Annotated in this window: 17 protein-coding genes and 1 pseudogene; 7 read left to right on the forward strand and 11 right to left on the reverse strand. The window is 60.4% G+C overall.

Translation table 11 applies throughout. The annotated features are described in order from the left end of the window. Positions 1-24 precede the first annotated feature (24 nt). Entirely contained in the window at positions 25-612 is a 588-nt protein-coding gene (locus tag AC3WOG_RS23055; protein WP_492580247.1) for a hypothetical protein, read from the reverse strand. Positions 613-1458: 846 nt separating this feature from the next. On the opposite strand from AC3WOG_RS23055, the gene AC3WOG_RS23060 reads away from it, so the two are divergent. After that, entirely contained in the window at positions 1459-1854 is a 396-nt protein-coding gene (locus tag AC3WOG_RS23060) for a hypothetical protein (protein ID WP_492580248.1), read from the forward strand. Between the two features lie 202 nt (positions 1855-2056). Here AC3WOG_RS23060 and AC3WOG_RS23065 read toward each other — a convergent pair whose 3' ends face one another. Beyond that, entirely contained in the window at positions 2057-2542 is a 486-nt protein-coding gene (locus AC3WOG_RS23065; protein ID WP_492580249.1) for a DinB family protein, read from the reverse strand. Between the two features lie 134 nt (positions 2543-2676). Here AC3WOG_RS23065 and AC3WOG_RS23070 point away from each other — a divergent pair, with 134 nt between their 5' ends. Together AC3WOG_RS23070 and AC3WOG_RS23075 are read left to right on the forward strand one after the other, a co-directional pair. Continuing rightward, complete coding sequence (locus AC3WOG_RS23070; protein WP_492580250.1) at positions 2677-3300, forward strand: TetR/AcrR family transcriptional regulator; 624 nt, start codon at positions 2677-2679, stop codon at positions 3298-3300. A 495-nt stretch (positions 3301-3795) separates the two neighbouring features. Then, a complete protein-coding gene (locus tag AC3WOG_RS23075; protein WP_492580251.1) occupies positions 3796-5610 on the forward strand; it encodes a methyl-accepting chemotaxis protein in 1815 nt (604 codons plus the stop codon). 216 nt (positions 5611-5826) lie between these two features. Here the strand turns inward: AC3WOG_RS23075 and AC3WOG_RS23080 are convergent, their stop codons facing one another. The 7 genes from AC3WOG_RS23080 to AC3WOG_RS23110 all read right to left on the reverse strand — a co-directional run bounded on the left by AC3WOG_RS23080 (position 5827) and on the right by AC3WOG_RS23110 (position 11781). Further along, positions 5827-6519, reverse strand: a complete 693-nt coding sequence (locus tag AC3WOG_RS23080) for a hypothetical protein (protein WP_492580252.1) — start codon at positions 6517-6519, stop codon at positions 5827-5829. A 161-nt stretch (positions 6520-6680) separates the two neighbouring features. Then, positions 6681-7145 (reverse strand): GNAT family N-acetyltransferase, encoded by a 465-nt coding sequence (locus AC3WOG_RS23085; RefSeq protein ID WP_492580253.1) that lies wholly within the window; start codon positions 7143-7145, stop codon positions 6681-6683. Between the two features lie 57 nt (positions 7146-7202). Next, positions 7203-7340, reverse strand: a complete 138-nt coding sequence (locus AC3WOG_RS23090; protein ID WP_492580254.1) for a hypothetical protein — start codon at positions 7338-7340, stop codon at positions 7203-7205. Positions 7341-7364: 24 nt separating this feature from the next. Continuing rightward, positions 7365-8702 carry an NAD(P)/FAD-dependent oxidoreductase gene (locus tag AC3WOG_RS23095; protein ID WP_492580255.1) on the reverse strand — a complete coding sequence of 446 codons (1338 nt, stop codon included), beginning with the start codon at positions 8700-8702 and terminating at the stop codon, positions 7365-7367. 26 nt (positions 8703-8728) lie between these two features. After that, on the reverse strand, positions 8729-9535 hold the full coding sequence (locus AC3WOG_RS23100) for an amino acid ABC transporter permease (RefSeq protein WP_492580256.1): 807 nt from the start codon (positions 9533-9535) through the stop codon (positions 8729-8731). Between the two features lie 64 nt (positions 9536-9599). Further along, positions 9600-10364 carry a substrate-binding periplasmic protein gene (locus AC3WOG_RS23105; protein ID WP_492582413.1) on the reverse strand — a complete coding sequence of 255 codons (765 nt, stop codon included), beginning with the start codon at positions 10362-10364 and terminating at the stop codon, positions 9600-9602. 94 nt (positions 10365-10458) lie between these two features. Beyond that, positions 10459-11781 carry an NAD(P)/FAD-dependent oxidoreductase gene (locus tag AC3WOG_RS23110; protein ID WP_492580257.1) on the reverse strand — a complete coding sequence of 441 codons (1323 nt, stop codon included), beginning with the start codon at positions 11779-11781 and terminating at the stop codon, positions 10459-10461. 139 nt (positions 11782-11920) lie between these two features. Here AC3WOG_RS23110 and AC3WOG_RS23115 point away from each other — a divergent pair, with 139 nt between their 5' ends. Next, positions 11921-12823, forward strand: a complete 903-nt coding sequence (locus tag AC3WOG_RS23115; protein WP_492580258.1) for a LysR substrate-binding domain-containing protein — start codon at positions 11921-11923, stop codon at positions 12821-12823. Positions 12824-12841: 18 nt separating this feature from the next. On the opposite strand, the pseudogene AC3WOG_RS23120 reads toward AC3WOG_RS23115, so the two are convergent. Both AC3WOG_RS23120 and AC3WOG_RS23125 read right to left on the reverse strand, forming a co-directional pair. Continuing rightward, a pseudogene (locus AC3WOG_RS23120) lies at positions 12842-13257 on the reverse strand (DJ-1/PfpI family protein); the annotation flags it as partial. A gap of 138 nt (positions 13258-13395) precedes the next feature. Further along, positions 13396-13530 carry an entericidin A/B family lipoprotein gene (locus AC3WOG_RS23125; RefSeq protein ID WP_492580259.1) on the reverse strand — a complete coding sequence of 45 codons (135 nt, stop codon included), beginning with the start codon at positions 13528-13530 and terminating at the stop codon, positions 13396-13398. Between the two features lie 852 nt (positions 13531-14382). On the opposite strand from AC3WOG_RS23125, the gene AC3WOG_RS23130 reads away from it, so the two are divergent. From AC3WOG_RS23130 to AC3WOG_RS23140, 3 genes are all read left to right on the forward strand, one after another. After that, on the forward strand, positions 14383-15603 hold the full coding sequence (locus AC3WOG_RS23130) for an ABC transporter substrate-binding protein (protein WP_492582414.1): 1221 nt from the start codon (positions 14383-14385) through the stop codon (positions 15601-15603). Between the two features lie 107 nt (positions 15604-15710). Next, a complete protein-coding gene (locus AC3WOG_RS23135; RefSeq protein ID WP_492580260.1) occupies positions 15711-16589 on the forward strand; it encodes a carbohydrate ABC transporter permease in 879 nt (292 codons plus the stop codon). Beyond that, the gene (locus tag AC3WOG_RS23140) at positions 16577-17389 is read left to right on the forward strand and encodes a carbohydrate ABC transporter permease (RefSeq protein WP_492580261.1); all 813 of its coding nucleotides are present in this window, start codon (positions 16577-16579) and stop codon (positions 17387-17389) included. The genes AC3WOG_RS23135 and AC3WOG_RS23140 overlap by 13 nt, the downstream gene beginning before the upstream one ends. Positions 17390-17391 lie beyond the last annotated feature (2 nt).

Below are 17391 nucleotides of genomic sequence, written 5' to 3' on the forward strand. Positions count from 1 at the left end.
GGCGCATCCCCCCGGTGTCGGCGATCAATAGGCCGCCGCCCCGTCGGCATTCCGCCGTTCGCCGCGCTTCCTGGATTTCGCTAGTGCCGTTATAAGCAACATTGTGACGATTCCGCCCGCAATCAGCGCTGGGTAAGCTGCCAGGATCTCGATCAACGAATACTTCCAGCTCAATGGACGTCCAACGCCTAGCAGCGCCGCATAGAACCACGAGACTCCGGAAACCACTCCCGCGAAAATGGCAACCAAACGCCGTTCGAGGGACAGCTTCAGCAGGGATCCCGCTTTCTGCAATGCCGGGAGGACCGTGTAGTGCAAAGCGATGCCGTTAAAGGTCAACAAGGTGACGATGGCTACCTTGGCGTGAAGTTTGGGATTCTGGAGATATGCCAGACCCTGAGTCCGCACATCGAGCGAAACGATAACAATGCCGGTGACCCATAGCGCCGCCAGCGCCAGCGTGACGGTGCGCTGCAGACTGGGCAGGTGGACCTGGTCAAGATCGGCGGGCGGGGCAGTATCCAAAAGCCGCCTGACCATGGCAATGTCACTGGTCAGCACGAGACCAATCGCGACACAGCAGGCTATGAGATGAATATAGAGGATACCCATTCGTACGAATTCCATTACCTTACCTTTTTCGCGCGTTGCGCATTGTTAAGTTGTACCGTCGCAAATCAGGATGAACTTCCGCAACAGCATGCCTGCAAAGGGGAATAAGCGGTCGTAGCATCTGACCTCCGAAGAAGCGGGACAGCCGCGGCGGCGCCGTCGCGCGTGGAACGCTCGGATTGGATGTTTGCACCTTATTGACCTTGACTTCCCACCTGCAATGCTTTAAGGAGTACGACTCGAATGTCGATATTCAACCATGGATGCCACTGTCAAGCTGGCTCCGGGCCGGCATGACACGAATAACTCGGCGAGCCCACTACGGCGCGTCGGGTCTCATCGGGCTGCTTATGGTCGAATTGATACCCATTGCGAGTTCGACCGCTTGGTCAAGTCCGCACGGCGTGCAGACTTGCAGTGTCGGATGGCTGACCATCCAGGTATCCGGCATGTCGTGATTTGCAGAATGAAACATCGCCCAGCTGCCGGATGTCGCTGGTCGACGCCCAAAATTTAGAGCATGTAGCCGTCACGATCAACGCCACTTGTTACGAAATGCAATGACCGCGGCGAGCGAGAAATGGAGTTTGGCAAAATCGTCAGACATGGGCGCGATTCCGCCAATCCGGAGTGCGAAGCGATGTGGCGCCTTCGATTTCGTCGCCACTCGACGAGTAACGTCTTCTTACATTTGGGCGAGACACGCGCTTAAGGGGTCGCATTCTGCCATTCACGTTGTGAGCATATTGATATGCTGAATAGGGAAATTTCGCCCGCTCAGAATAATATCGAGGATCGATTTTGCGGACAGAATGACCGATGCGCTCACGCTTATTCAACTGCAAAATGCATCAGTCAGATGCGATTCAAAAGCCACCGCTGAAACGGTCGCCGAGAAAATCGATAAATACCCGCAGCATAGGCGAACACCGCAGCCTGCTTGCTGACTCGAAATCGTTCATTAGCGACCGAGATGCGGCATTGCTCGGGAAAGGAGTGGCTATGAACGTGGTTCTGTTCCGCACGTCGTTGTTCTATTTGCTGTCGTCGCTGGAAGGCTTACTCAAGTTGCTCCTCCACAAGTCGGAAAATAGTCCTGACGTGATCGCCTCACTAGTAGATCAAATGATCGTCTACGGCGAGGAGATGTTAGTGGCCCTGATTCGGTTAGAAGGAAATGTTGAACGCATTTCCCAGCAGTCACTGTATAAACTGGCAGTAACAATCCTTCTGGTACGTTGAAACGTAAGTACGTCCAGAATGGACCACGTGTTTTGCTGACCGTCCCCAGTTACGCCAACCCGGTAGTGCGCGGTCAATCCGAACGTCACTGGCTTTGGCCGAATGCCGAACTTCCGTATCAGCCCCATAGGCGACAACGCCCCTGCCACGTAGCCGTCGTTCAGAACCGCCGAATCGGACATCACGCGGTTACCAGCCTGCATCACGTCACGTATTCGAGAAAGTCCGTGATCGCGTCACGACTCGGGGTGATGCCTTTCAACTGAAGAACGGCGCCAGCATTGCCCCGATGATAAGTTCCATGCAGGCACACATGCAGGATCATCTCGCCTCGCCGCATGCGCGCCGGTTTTCCGCTGGTGAAGACGAAATCGACAGGCTGCTCGAAATCGCGTTCTGTCAAACCATCCACATAAGACGCGTACCAGTCGTCGAGCTCTCGCGCACTGCTCGCAAGCGTTTCGAGTTCCGGCATCTTCTCCGATCGCGGCGCCTGAAACGTGTGCGACAGTCCCTGCAGGTGATGCTGAAAGATTCTGTCGACCACATGTATATGGTCGAGGATGCGGAGCATGATCGACGCATCCTCGCTGCTCAGCCGGTCGAAATTCTGGCAGACCACATCGTAGAGGCCGCGATCGGCCCATCGTTTGATGGCGACAAGTTTTGAGTAAGGCTGATGGATCATGAGATGTCTCCTTTCACCGTCGAAGTTATGATGCGCGTTCGATCAAGGTTGGCTTCCGCGTTGCTATTCGATTCGTCAGATGCATAATACGAGTAAGAACTCATATTTACCTACTCGCATTTGGAGCGCGAGAAATGCCGCGAAAACCGCTCACGAAACCCAGGAAACACGCCTCCCAGGGGAGATCGCGCGCGACGGTCGATGCCCTGATTGAAGCGACAGCTCGCATTTTGGTCAGGGACGGTTTCGATAAAGCCAGCACGAACCGTATCGCAGAGAAAGCGGGCGTGAGCGTTGGCTCGCTCTACCAATATTTCCCATGCAAAGAGGCGCTCGTTACCGCCGTCATGCAGCGCCACAATTGGGACGTCATGCAGTTCGTACGTGGCGCGCTGGCAGAGGCTGCGGCACTCCCGTTGGAGCAAGCAGTGCGCACGCTTGTCGTCGCAGCGATCGAGGCGCATCGCATCGATCCCGAGCTACATCGCGTGTTTGCGGAGCAGATTCCGCGCACAGGAAGGCTTGAAAACACGGAAGTCTTAAACGGGGAAACCTATGCCCTGTTCAGGGCCTACCTCGAGGCCCACTGCGATGAGTTTCGCGCGGTCGACCTGGGGCTTGCGGCGTTCGTGTGCGTGACATCAATAGAGGCGCTGACGCATACAGCGGTCTTGCACCTTTCTGAAAGCCTCTCGGACGAAGCGTTTGCGGCGCTCGTCGACGAAGCGACACGGCTCATAGTCCGGTATCTGCAGTAGGCGCCGTGGTTGACGAGTGAGACGCGAGCACTCGCGGAGGGGTTCGGGTTCCGATCGCGTCACCTTCCGATGTAGAGGCCACGAGTGAGTGTCTCTTCTCCGGCCGAAAGCCCACGCCATCGACTGACAGCTATTGGCCGATACCGTTGAAAAAGTCGCTATCCGTCTTCGTCGTGAGGTTTTCGGGAGTCTTCTTACCCTTGACCGGCGTTCGCGAGCGGTTTGTGGGTCGATCTGAGAGGTCGATTTTCTTGCGAGCGAATTGAAAAAATCACGCAGCGACTTTTTCAAATGTGAGGGACTTCCCCGTCGATCTGCTCCTGGCCAAACCTGGCCTCGCGCCGCGCCCGCCGCTCACCGCGCGCCTCAAGTTCTTCCTTTTTTCGCCGTAGTCCGTGAAGGTGGCCCTAAAACCGTGACCCGGCTCGGGTCGTGCCGAGGTGTAGCAGCAGGCATTCCGATTCGTGCCGCACCCTTTCACTCTTCACGGAAATCATGATTTCCTCACTCCGAACCCGCATCCTGATCATTTCCTCCGCCACAGTCATCGGCGCGCTCGCGCTCTCGGGAGCCGCGGCCTACACCACAGTGCGCGCCAACACGATGGAGACCATCGCGCAGAACCTAGGCGCCATCGCCGGCGCCAATGCGCTGGCCATCGACAAGTGGGTGGCTGCCAAAGCGCAGGCCGTGAAGGCGACCGCCGAAGAGGTCGAGCACGGCGATCCGCAAGGCTTCGTCAAGCATATGAGTCGTGCGGACGGCTTTCCGATCACCACAGTCGGGTGGACCGACAAGACCTATTTCTCGACCAGCAGCACCACGCCCAAGGACTACGACCCGACCGCGCGGCCCTGGTACAAGGCGGCTGTCGCGGCCGGCACGCTGATTGTCACGAAGCCGTATGGCGACGTGTCGACGGGCGTGCCCTACGTCTCGTTTTCCGCGCCGATGATCCGTAGCGGCGAGGCGACCGGCGCGTTGAGCGGCGCCGTACCGCTCGACGGGGTGCGCGAAGTGGTCGCCGCCGTGCATCCGACGCCTTCGAGCCTGGCCTTCGTGGTGACGCGCGACGGTCAGGTTATCGCGCATCCGGATGCCAGGTTGATCCTCAAGCCGGCGACCGACATCACCGCAGCGCTCACGCCGGACGCGCTGGCCTCGCTCGCGCAAGCCGGTGCGCCGATGGAAGTCGATCTGGGCGGGGTTGCGAAGCTGCTCAAGGCGCAGCCGGTGCAGGGCACCGACTGGTATCTGGTGATCGCACTCGACAAGGCGGAGGCAACGGCGGGTCTGGCCAACGTCCTGCAAGCGCTCGGTGTGGCGATGGTGTTGCTGACGCTGACGGCGGTGGGCATTGCCGCGTTCTTCACCTCGCATTCGTTCCGCAGCCTCTCGCAGGTGCGCGATGCCATGGATACCATCGGCTCAGGCAGCGGCGATCTCACGCATCGCCTGCCTGTGGTGGGCCGCGACGAAGTCGCGCAGATTTCCGCGTCGTTCAACGCTTTTGTCGACAAGATCGGCACGGTGCTACTGGAAGTGCGTGCCGGCGTGGAGAACATGAAGACGGCGACCAGCGAAATCGAAATGGGCAACCGCGATCTGTCGCAGCGCACGGAAACGTCCGCCTGCAATCTTCAGAACACCTCGGCTGCGCTCACGCAGTTGACCGCCAGCGTCAAGCAGTCGGCCGAAGCCGCGATGGAGGCCACGCGGCTGGCGACCTCGGCGAGCCAGGCGGCGGCGCGCGGTGGCGAAGTCGTGACGAGCGCAGTCAGCACGATGGACGACATCGCCAGGTCCTCTGCGCGCATTACCGAAATCATTAGCGTGATCGACAGCATCGCGTTTCAGACCAACATTCTTGCGCTGAACGCTGCCGTCGAAGCGGCACGGGCCGGTGAGAACGGCCGCGGATTCGCCGTGGTGGCGGGCGAAGTGCGCACGCTGGCGCAGCGCTGCGCGACCGCCGCGCGCGAGATCAAGGACTTGATTCAAGCCTCGGAAGCCAGTGTCGGCACGGGCGCGCAGCGCGTACAGGCCGCCGGCGCGGCGATGCAGGAAATCGTCGAAGGGATCGATCGCGTGAATCGCGTCATCGGCGAAATCGACGGCGCGATGAATGAGCAGAGCGCCGGCATCAGCCAGATCGACCGCAGCGTCGCCGAGATGGACCAGGCGACGCAGCAAAACGCCGCCCTCGTGGAGCAATCGACCGCTGCCTCCGCGACGCTGAACGAGCAGGCGCATGGCCTGTCGGGCATCGTGGCGCTGTTCAAGCTGCGCCACGCCGACGCACGCGCATAACTTGCACCGATGACGCTATCTGCGAGGCTTGCGCCGCGCAGAGGTTGGTCTGCACCAGCGCTTACCGATAGGTGCCGACAACGTTCTGATAGCGCAACTGCGACAGATCGAGCGTGCGCTCCCCGGCGCACGTTCTCCAGCCGCTCCCTCGGTTCACATCATGCCGCCGGCGGCGCTGCCTGTGCCGCCAGTGCCGGATGAAGGTGTGGACGTCGTTTAGAACGGATGAGCGAGACCCGCCGCTGACAGCAGCGCGACGGCGACCGGATCGGGCATGCCATCCGCGTCGATCGCACCCGCTTTCGCGAGCGCACCGAGATCGCTGTCGACGCCCGCTTGCCCGACGATAAACGGCGTCGTCAGAAACGCCGGTGCCGTCAGCGTGAGCGCATAGTGCTGCTGCAGACTCGTGACAACTGCCGATTGCGCGGCCAGCACATCGGTCTGGCTTTCCAGCACCTGCTGGAACCGTAAGTTGCTCGGGAGGCCCGCTATCAGACTGGTCTCGTTCGTGCCAAGTTGCGAAGCGAGGTAGACGAGCATCAGTTCGGTCTCGGGCGTCGCATTGAAGGTGCCTCCGGCAAATGCCAGCGAATGCAGCGTCGCGCCGCCGGAGGTCACGGTGAGGATGCAGGGAAGCGTGGCGTTGAACGTGAGGCTGTAGCGTCCGCCGCCGTCCGACAGGGTGGAGCCCGAACCCTGTGCACAACTGAAGCTGACTATCGCGCCGGCGAGTGCCTTGCCGGTGGCGGCCGTGCCGGATATTGCGACGTTTTGCAACCCGTTTCCGCCGCCACAGCCGTCGAAGCCGACGCAGTAGCTGCCGCTGCACGCGACGAGCGTTGCGAGCGAAGCCACGCACAGTGCAGCCAGCACCGGGCGAACGAAACGCGCATTGTGAGTGTTCATGGCCGCCAGCTGTTGATGGAAGGGGACAAGGCGACGGGTCCCACGCAAAGGGACCGGCGCTGTTTTTAATTTTAGGCCCAATATGACAGGGCGTCGGGGTGATCCCGATTAACGAGACTCCGGTATTCGCTATGGACATGGTGCTTGGAAGACTGCACATGTCACGCCGTAAGGGCCGGTAGCGACGAAGGAGCAAGCACCAAAGTGGAGACCTTGCCGTCGTTTTCGATTTCGACAAAACCGATTCTGCTGTACCAGTCATAGGCAGTTCGGTTGCATACGAAGACATTCAAGTACAGCGGTTTTTGTAAGTAACTGGACAACGACATCGCCTTGGCAATCGCTGCACTGCCGATCGACTTGTTTTGCATCTCCGGCACGATGCAAAGCATCCTCAGCCATACGAGATCCGGTTCGACGTCCCAGTGCACAAACCCGCATCGGTTGCCTTCACATGTCACTATTTGACAAGAGCCTTGGCGAAGGCTCTTTGCAAACCCCGCCCGTTGCAAGTCGTCGTCCCAGCCGTACGCTGAGGTAACGAAACCTTTCATCGTTCGCCGATACGTGTCGAATAGCCATTCCGAGTCTTCGGGTACGGCTTGCCGAAAATCCAGATTCATCATAACCGCCGATCGCGATAAGCAGGTCTTCGCCAGAGTACCGGATACAGGGGATCGGCATCAATCGGTTGCGGCCGGCGAACGTCGACGGATCGCGCGCGCGCCCAGCGGACGCAGATAGCCGCGTCGCGACAACTTGGTTGCGATTGCCAGCCCGATGCCGCGACTGGCGCCGGAAATCATCGCGACTTTTTGCATGGACATCTCCGCGGAAGCATTGCCTTAGAAGCCCGCGTCGATCACGATTTTCGTACCGTCGCTGAAACGGTTGAGGCGAAACGCGTGCGGATCGACGAGCGGCGTGTCGTTTGTCACCAGATCCGCCATCAGCTTTCCGGCCGCCGGACCGATGCCGAAACCGTGCCCCGAAAAGCCAGTGCCGATAAACAGGCCGGGCACCGTATCGACACCGGAAATCACCGGAATCGCGTCCGGCGTCACATCCATGTAGCCAGCCCAGCGCTGCGCAATTCGCGCGTGCGCCAGATGCGGGAAGACCTTGGTGAACTCGCGCAAGCCGGCATCGGTGTACTTGGCGATCGGCTCGGGATCGAGCGTGCGGACCTGTTCGAATGCGGTGGGACGGTCGAGCGCCCAATGACGTGGACGGCGCAACTCATCGAAAAAGCGCGCGCCGATGCCGATGCGCAAAGAACCCAACTGGCTCTTCAGCGCTTCGATATATTTGAAGAACAGGCGAAATGAATCGGGCGTGAGATCGCTATAGGTGCGGAACCCGAATGCAACCGTGTAGCCGCCGTCGGCGCGCTTGCGAAACGCGAATGTCTTGTTGCTCGCGCTACAGGTCGGGCCGCCGTCGAGCGGCTCGGTGCGTAGCACCGAGGCTTTTACCAGCAGTTGCGGCACATCGATATCCAGGTTGCCGAAAAACAACCGTGACCACGCGCCGCCCGCGACGACGACGCTTTTGCAGCGGATCGTGCCGTGCTCGGTGACGACCGCACTGACGCACCCCGCGCTCGTTTCGATGCCACGTGCGGCGCATGGCGTCAGAATCTTGATACCGCGTTTGCGCAACGCATTCGCGATTGCGGGCGCGGCTTTTTGCGGTTCGGCGCGGCCGTCGCCGGGTGTGTAGAGTCCGCCTTTGAACCCTTTCGTCGCGCCGGGCAGCAGCTCGGCAACGGCCCTCCCGTCGACCTCGCGTGTGTCGAACGTGTCGCCTGCCACGTTGCGCGCCTTGCCGAGCCATACGCGATGATTGTCCATCACGGTGTCTTCGTCGGTCATGTAAAGGATGCCGCATTGATTGAAGCCCGTGTCGATGCCGAGCGTCGCATCCATCTTCCGCCACAGCTTCAGGCTTTCGATGCTCAGCTCGAACTCGCGCATGTCGCGGTGCGTGACGCGCACCCAGCCCCAATTTCGGCTCGATTGCTCGCCCGCAATATGGCCTTTCTCGCAAAGCGCGACCTGCAATCCTTTCTCGCTCAGATAAAGGGCCGTGCTCACGCCGATAATGCCGCCGCCGATGACGACGACGTCGACTTGAGCAGGCAAGGTGGTGTCGTCAGCGACCGTTTCTACTTTGGGTCCCATTGTGGCTGGTGTCCTGCCTGTGAAGACTAGTTATGCTGATCGGCGATGCCGGTCCTGACCGGGACGGCCGAATTGGCCGAAACCTGCGCCTCGCGCTGCCGGCGCGACGATCCCGTTCTGGAATTGCTGCGCGCCGGATTCGAATGACGGTTGGTCCAGCGGTCGATATGGTTGATCGCGTGCGTAAGCGGCACGGTCACGAGCAGATACACCATGCCTGCGGCCACCAGCGGCGACAGGTTCGCGGTGTTCACCGAGGTGTTCTGGCCGATCGTGAACAGATCGCGTTGCGACGTCAGCAGGCCGAGAAAATAGACCAGGCTCGAATCCTTGACGATCGAAATGAACTGGTTCGCAAGCGCCGGCAAGATGCGCCGCACGCCTTGCGGCACGATCACGTAACGCATGCTGCTCCAGTACGTCATGCCGAGTGCCTGACACGCGGACAGTTGTCCGCGCCCCACGCTTTGAATGCCGGAGCGGAAAATCTCCGCGATATACGCGGACGAGATCAGCCCAAGTGCGACGATCGCGAGCGGATACGGATTGGGTCCGAAGATCGCCAGCCCCACAGGCGCGAGTCCCTGGCCGACCAGCAGGATCACGAGCGCTGCCGGCAGGCCGCGAAACACGTCGATGAACACCTGCGCGGGCAGCATCAGCCAGCGCGTATGCGACACCGCCATCAACGCGAGCACCATGCCCGCGACGATCCCCAGCACGGTCGAAAACACCGACAGCACCAGCGTGTTGACGAGGCCTGTGCACAGCAACGACGGCATCGACGAGATCAGCAACGGCCAGTCGAGAAAGTTCTGCAAGAAAGCATCCATGGTGCGCTCCTTGTTGAGCGTCGGCGGCGGGTTTAGCCACCGGTCCGCAGGCGACCGGACTCAATCAGTTACCGGGCTTCATCGCGTACGGCGGCAGGCTCGCGGGCTTCGAATAACCCGGGTGGAACTGCAGGTACAGCTTCACCCACGTGCCGTCCGCGACCAGTTCGTCGATGCTTTTGTTCAGTGCCGCCTCGAGCTTCGCGTTGCCCTTATGCACCGGGAAGCCGGCGGGCAGATTGACTGCCGAGATGTCGAGCTTGTCCGCGATGTTCATTTGCGGATACTTGCCCTGCAAGCCCTCTACGAGCGTTTTGTCCACGAAGTAGCCGTCGATGTATTTCGAGCGCATCGCCAGGAAACCCGCGTTCAGGTTCGGAAAGCGCACGATCTGCGCGCCCGGCAGGTAGCTGTCCGAATACGTGTCCTCGATGGTGCCCTGCACGACGCCGATCCGTTTGCCCTTCACCGATGACGGATCGCTCGTGATCGTGCTGTCGGGCAAGGTTGCTACGCTCAGAAGGCCCGTCAGATAGCCCTCTGAGAAATCGACCATCTTCAGGCGTTCCTTCGTGATCGAAATCGACCCGGCGGCCAGATCGATCTGCTGGTTCGCGACGCTCGGCAGCAGTCCGCTGAAATCCTGCGCGCGGAACTCGGCGCTCAGGCCGAGCTTCGCCGCGACGGCGCGCAGCAATTCGACGTCGAAGCCCGTCATCTTGCCGTTGTCGATATACGAATACGGCTTGTTGTTCGCGTCGACGCCGGCGACCAGCTTGCCGGGCGTCAGCGTGCCGACGTCGTCGGCACGCGCGTTGCCTGTCAACATGAACGATAGGGGCACGACAACAGCGATGAGGCTGAGAAGATGGCGAAAACGCATGATATTTGCTCCGTCGAAAGGACCTGCGATGGCAAGAAAGTCAGGAAAGGGCGGCGCGCACGCGGCCGCTCCAGAGATCGTCGAACGTATAGAGCGCCGTGCCGACCGGCACGCTCAGGCGGCTCGCCATGCCGGCCGGGTTGACCGGAAATGCGCCTTCGCCGAATGCGCCGGGCAGCGCGTCGAGTCCGAGCATGTGTTTCACGACCCGCGCGCCCAGATAGCTCATCAGCGCGACGCCGTTGCCGTTGCAACCCAGCGCGTAGTGAATGCCGTCCTGTGCGCCGATATGCGCGAGCTTGTCGCCCGTCATCGCGACATAACCCTTCCACGCGTGCGTGATGCGCACGTCGCGCAACGCGGGCCACAACTCGATCAGCTTCGCGTGCAGCATCCTCGCCGCTTCACGCTCGCTCACTTCGCGGATCGCCGGGCGCGAGCCGAACAGCATCCGCGTGCCGTCGGGCGACGGCCTCGTGTAGAACAGATTGCGCTTCGAATCGCTAATCATCCGTCGCCCCGGATTCAGCACGGCCATGAGTCCAGGCGGCAGCGGTTCCGTCGCGATCTGGTAACTCGCAACCGGCAGCACGCGCCGCGAGAAGAACGGCAGCAGCCCTCCGGTATAGCCGTTGGTCGCGACCAGCACATGCTTCGCGTCGATTTTCCCCCGTGTTGCGTGAACCCTAAAACCCGCGCGATTGCGTTCGATCCGTTCCACGCCTGCATGCGAATGCAAAGTCGCGCCGCAACGCCGTGCGAGATCGCGCAGCGCGCGATGATATTTGGCCGTATGCAGACCGCCGTATTCATCGACGAGAATCCCGCCGTAGTAGTAGTCGGAGCCGATCACCGCATGCTGATCCGCGCGCGGCACGATATGCACTGTCACGCCGGTCTTGTCGCGCAGCAGATCGCCCTGGCGCCGCAAACGGTCGAAGTGACGCGGGGTGAATGCGCCGAAGAAGCGACCGGTGATCTGCAGATCGGCGTCGAGCGATTCGTCGGCGACAAGGCGCTTCAGATAGTCGAAGCTCGCCATCGATTCGCGCATCAGCCGTCCCAACCGTTCTGCCGATACCCCACGGATCGCATTAGTCAGCGCGAGCTTCTGTCCGCTCGACACCATGCCGCCGCTGCGCGTGCTGCCGCCCGCGCCGATTTCCGCGACATCGAGCACGGCGACGCTCGCGCCGCGCCGCGCAGCTTCCGCGGCCGCCGACAAGCCGCAATACCCGCTGCCGACGATTACCACGTCGACGCCGGACGGCAACGCGTCGCGGACCGTCTCGGGCGGCGCGGCGTCCCACCAGTACGGGGCCACGCGAAAATCGTCATGAAACAGCAGGGTATCGGAACGCATCGCGCATCGCCGGTGACAGGATGCGAGCCAGTCTAGGTTTTCGTCGTCCATCCGGTCAAATACGACCAAAAACGCCTGCCATTCAATTTTGATATGGCAAGCTGAGAATCGGATCGACGAAAGCAGACGAGGCGAGCGGATGAATCAACGGCAAATCGAAGCGTTCAGGCTGGTCATGTTGCGCGGTTCGATGACCGCCGCCGCCGAGGAGCTCGGCACGTCGCAGCCGAGCATCAGCCGGTTGATTGCAGAACTGGAGACGTCGACGGGACTGGCGCTGTTCACGCGCAACGGCGGGCGTATTCAGGCCACGGACGCGGGGAGCGCGTTCTATCGTGAAGTGGACCGGAGTTTTGTGGGCCTCGCAAAACTCGCGCATTCCGCACGTGAAATCCGCCAGTTCGGCAGTGGCCGTCTGCGGCTCGTCGCGGCGCCGGTGCTGGCGTTGTCATTCGTGCCTATGGTGATCGAGCGTTTTCTTGCCGCGTATCCGCGCATCGCGATATCGCTGGAAATGCGCAGCGAAGGCACGATCCAGCGGTGGGCTTCATCGGCCTATTGCGATATCGGATTCGCCACGACGACGCCCGATGCGTTCGGTGTGACGAGCGCCGAGTTATACCGGTTGCCCGGTGTGTGTGCGCTACCGGCCGGGCATCGGCTGGCTGCGCGCAAACGTATCCACGCGCGCGATCTGCGCGGTGAAAGCCTGATCCTGCCCTCGTATGCGGACGACACGCGTTCGTCGCTGGATCGCGTGTTGCGTCAGGCGGAAGTCAATCAGGTGCCGACGATTGAAACACCATACGGTGCGACGATTTGCGCGATGGTGTCGCGAGGTTTGGGCGTCGGCATCGTGAATCCGCTTGCGACTTTCGATGCCAATACCACGAAGATCCAGTTCCGGCCGTTTTCACCGGACATCGTGTTTCGTGGATTCACAGTGTGTCCCCAGCTTCAATATACGAATCCGATCGTCGACAGTTTTCTGAAGATCACGGACGACACAATGATGCTTGAAGCAAAACACTGGGCAAAATAATGTGACGGACATGTCCCGGTAGTGGATAGGCGAAGCGACAATCCGCGCTGGTCGTCGTCGGTCCAGAATCCAGGCGGCAAGGTAGTGTGAAGCGAGGCACCCACCCGCGGTGGAGACGTTACCGTTGGCAAAAAAGGCGGATTCAAGACGTCAATTCCGGCCTCCTGGACCCACGGTTTCGTCGTCAGGTCGGTACAAGCCGGCACCCCTTCGAGCAGCCCAAGCTTGGCCAGCACCAGCGTCCCGGAGCATTGCGCGGCGAGCAACTGTTTTGATGGATCGAACCGCGACTGCGCCATCATCGCCGGGTCGGCGACGACTTCACGCGTGTGCATGCCGCCGCCCACGATGACCGCATCGGCGGCACTTGCCTCAAGCAGGGAGACGTGCGCCTTCGCGACATCGGAACATGCGCCGCCTAGCGAAGCCGGCCTTCGTGGACTTCACTAAACAGCCACGGCCCGCCTTTGGTCGAGCAGATGCCTACTTCCATAAACCAAACGGGCAGAGAGGGGCTGGCGCGCGACGGTGCGGCACGATGTCGGGCAGTTGGCGCGTGGCGCGAGCGTCGCCTATTTGGCTTGCTCGGCCGAGTTACGGATGGCCTGGCCACCTTTCGATATGTCCTCGCCGGCTCCAGCTACCGTGTTGCAGCCCGCGAGGAGAGCAGTACCGGCGATTAGAAGCAAAGCAATGAGTCGTGTCATGTTGGCTCCTTCGAGAGGTTCCTGGCGTTGGACGCGTGCCGACACCAGACCGGCATGGATGTCGCGGGTTCATCGGAACCACCGCAAGCATGCATGCATGAATCTTATTGTAAGCGAGACGTGGGCCCGCGGTGGCATCAAACTTACGGAAGACTTGCGGTTCGAAACGCGATTCCCTATGGCGCTCAAAAGCGCGCGCCATCTTCGCCATTAACGGGTTATTTACTGCGCCGAATCCGGACCCAGGATTTGACTCCGTTGCGCGTGGATCGACCCTCTGCCGCGCGGCACTGACCGGTGCTGAAGAGAGCACCACTCATGTTTGTGAAACGAATCTATACCGCGTTCCTTGCGGCAATCCTGGTCGCGACGATTACGCCTGGCACGCGCCAGCGAATCCGCCGAGATCCTCGTCCATTGCGAACACGCAAGTCCGCCGAAAACGACCATCCGTGAATGACTGCTTTCATAACAACGCCGACCGCAACTCGTTCGATGTACGCCGGAACAGATCTGTCCAGCACTCGTCACCTGTACTTTCGAGACGAAAAAGCGATCGAAGCGACCTGCTGACTGGAGTCCTCCACGGCGTGAGCACTTACGGGGCCGCTTCGGTCACTGACACATTTTGTGCACCGCACCCAAAGTGCGAGCAAAAAGTATCAACGGCTTCCGTCTTTTGCAGTGGCTGGCCAGTGGCCGCGACCACTACAGTTCTCGTCACCGTACGCTTGCTCTGCTCTCAATCGCAGCGCCCGTATGGCGATGCCAAAGAACATTCCAAAAGCGGAGACGAGAGTGAAACCAATTCAATTGTTGACAGCTTGTGCGTTCCTGGGCGCAAGCCTTCCCATGCTAGCGACGGCACAGACCTGCAACGTTCCCGTGCTCAAGGTGCTTGCCCAGAAGAGCCTCGGCCTGACAGTCATGGAGAAGTCGCTGCCCGACTATGAAAAGCGCAGCGGCACCAAGATTGAAATCAACTACTTTGGTGAAAACGACCGTCGTTCGAAATCACGACTCGACGCGTCAACGGGCGCGGGTTCCTATCAAATCTATTACGTCGATGAGGCGAACGTCGCCGAGTTTGCCTCAGCGGGCTGGGTCGTACCGCTGCTGAAGTACTACCCGAAAGACGCCGACTACGACGACTTCCTGCCGGGCCGGCGCGCGGTGGCAAGCTATAAGGGCGTCGCGTATTTCGCTCCGCTGATCGGCGGAGGCGACTTCCTGTTCTACCGTCGTGACCTTCTCGAGAAAGCGCATCTGCCAGTGCCGAAAACGCTCGACGAACTCGTTGCGGACATCAAGAAGCTCAATGCGCCGCCTAACATGTACGGTTGGGTTGCACGCGGGCAACGCGGGTCGGGCATGAACGTGTGGCGCTGGGCGCCGTTCATGCTCGCCGAGGGCGGTACCTGGACCGACAGGAGCCAAGCTCCATCCTTCAATTCGCCGGGCGCGGTGAAGGCGACGCAACTGTATCGGGACCTCTTCAAATACGCGCCCCCGGGTTCGGCGACGTACGACTGGAGCAACGCGCTCGAAGCGTTCCGTTCCGGCAAGGTCGCGTTCATGATCGAATCGACGCCGTTCGCCGACTGGATGGAAGATCCGACCAAGTCTAGTGTGGCGGACAAGGTGGGATACGTCAGGCCGCCGACGCCGTTGCCGTCGGCTGCCTATGGTCATGGCCTCGCGATTTCTTCTGTCGGCGCCAAGGACGAATGCACGCGTCAGGCCGCAGGGAAGTTCATTGCCTGGGCGACGGGCAAGGATCAGGAGCAGGCCCGCCTTCGCGACAACGTCTTTAGCGACTACAACCGCTCGAGCACGATCAAGAGCGATTACTTCCAGAAGCACGTCAAGCCGCAGATTCTCGCCGGCCTGAACGATACCAACCCGGTGACGAAGGTCACGATCTGGTCAAGCCCGCAGTGGCCGGACATCGGCGACAACCTCGGTATCGCACTGGAGGAGGTGTTCACGGGTACGCAGCCGGACGTTCAGGCAACGTTGAACGACGCCGTTCAGTACGCTCAGGACGCGATGGAACATGGCGTGAAGAAGTAACGTGGGCGCCCCTTGCTGCACGCCTTGCGCGGCAAGGGGCACTGCAGATCCGGTCGTGGTCTCACGGGAACACTGAGTTCGCGGACTCTACGCTGTTGGAGAAGTCAATGTTCAATCGGGGCAAAACCAGCCTTCCGTTCGTATTTCTTGGACCGCCTCTTGCCGTGATGGCGGTCCTCGGTCTAGTGCCTACCGTCGCGGCAATCAACCTCGCGCTGAAGAATCGTGTGCTGCGCTACCCGGACAGCGAGTACGTCTGGCTGCGCAATTTCCTCCGGCTGTTCTCGGACAGACGGTTCCTCAATTCCATCGAGGTGTCGGCGATCTGGGAAATTGCCACGGTGGTCGGCGCGGTCGTGGTCGGCGTTCTGATTGCGATCTATCTATTCGAGCAGATCCATGGCCGGATGCGCAGCGTCATTTCGCTGTTGCTGATCGTGCCCGTGCTTCTACCGCGAGTGTCGGCGGCCTTCATCTGGAAGTTCATGTATTCGCCTCTTACGGGCATTCTTAGCTGGTTTCTTGGCCTGCTGGGAATCGAGAACACGGCGTTTCTATCCGATCCGCACCTGGCGCTGTACGCGGTGGCGCTCGTAGACATCTGGCAGTGGGGGCTGTTCTTCTCGGTCGTCGTATTGAAACTGCTTGAAACGCTGCCGCCCGAGCCGCTCGAGGCCGCCCGGCTCGACTATGCGCGCACCTGGCAGGTCTACGCGTATATCGCATTGCCGATGCTGAAGGTGCCGATCATGAGTCTGGTGTTCATCAAGATGGTCGAATCGCTGCGCTCGTTCGATCTGGTCTATGTGATGACGAAAGGCGGACCGGGGATCACGACTGAAACCCTCGACATGTATGCGTATTCGCAAGGTATCGGATTGTCCGGAAAGGTCTCCTATGCGTCGAGTATGGCCGTGCTGATGATGGTTGCGACCACGCTGATTTTCACTTTCATCTGGAAGCGGGTGAACAAATGGGAAGACTGATTTCGCGAAGTACCACATGGTCATTCGGCATGGCGCTCGCAGCGGTTGCCGTGTTTCCGATATTTTGGGCGTTTCTCAATTCGCTGAAGAATTTGCTCGACATCGTCACGCCGACGCCGCGTTTCATTTTTTCGCCGACGCTTGAGAACTACCGGCAGGTCGTGTCGAGCCCCGAGGTTCTGATTGGACTCGGAAACAGCCTCTCCATCGTAGGTTTTGCTGTCGTGCTCGGCGCGCTACTCGGCGTTCCCGCTGCCTATGTCATCGCGCGCTATCACGTGCCGGGCAAGCGCGACATCCAGTTCTTCCTTTTGTCGCTGCGATTCCTGCCGCCGGTCGCGGTCGCCATACCGTTGATCGCTATCTGGGTCGACCTCGGACTTTACGACACGAAGTTGTCGATGGTCGTCACGTATCTGCTCGTCACGCTGTCAACCATTACATGGTTGTCCATTCCGGTATTTCAGCGTCTGCCGCGCGAAGTCGAAGAGGCCGCCACGCTGGACGGGTATGGCCCCTACGCGGTTTTCTGGCGGATTGCATTGCCGATCAGCGCAACCACGCTGATGGGGGGCATCGTGTTCAGCTTCGTATTGGTCTGGAACGAACTGATGATCGCGCTCGCACTGACGTCGTCGAGAAGCGCGACGCTGCCGGTCGTTGCTTCCGCGTTCACGTCGCTCGGGCAGGAGGTGCCGTGGGGCGTGATCAACGCCTCCACCGTCCTGCTCGCTCTACCCCCGATCATTTTCGTCGGCGTCCTGAGCCGGCTGTTGAACTCAATGCTCAAAGGCAAGTAAGG

This window comes from Paraburkholderia sp. FW306-02-B, assembly GCF_058782725.1.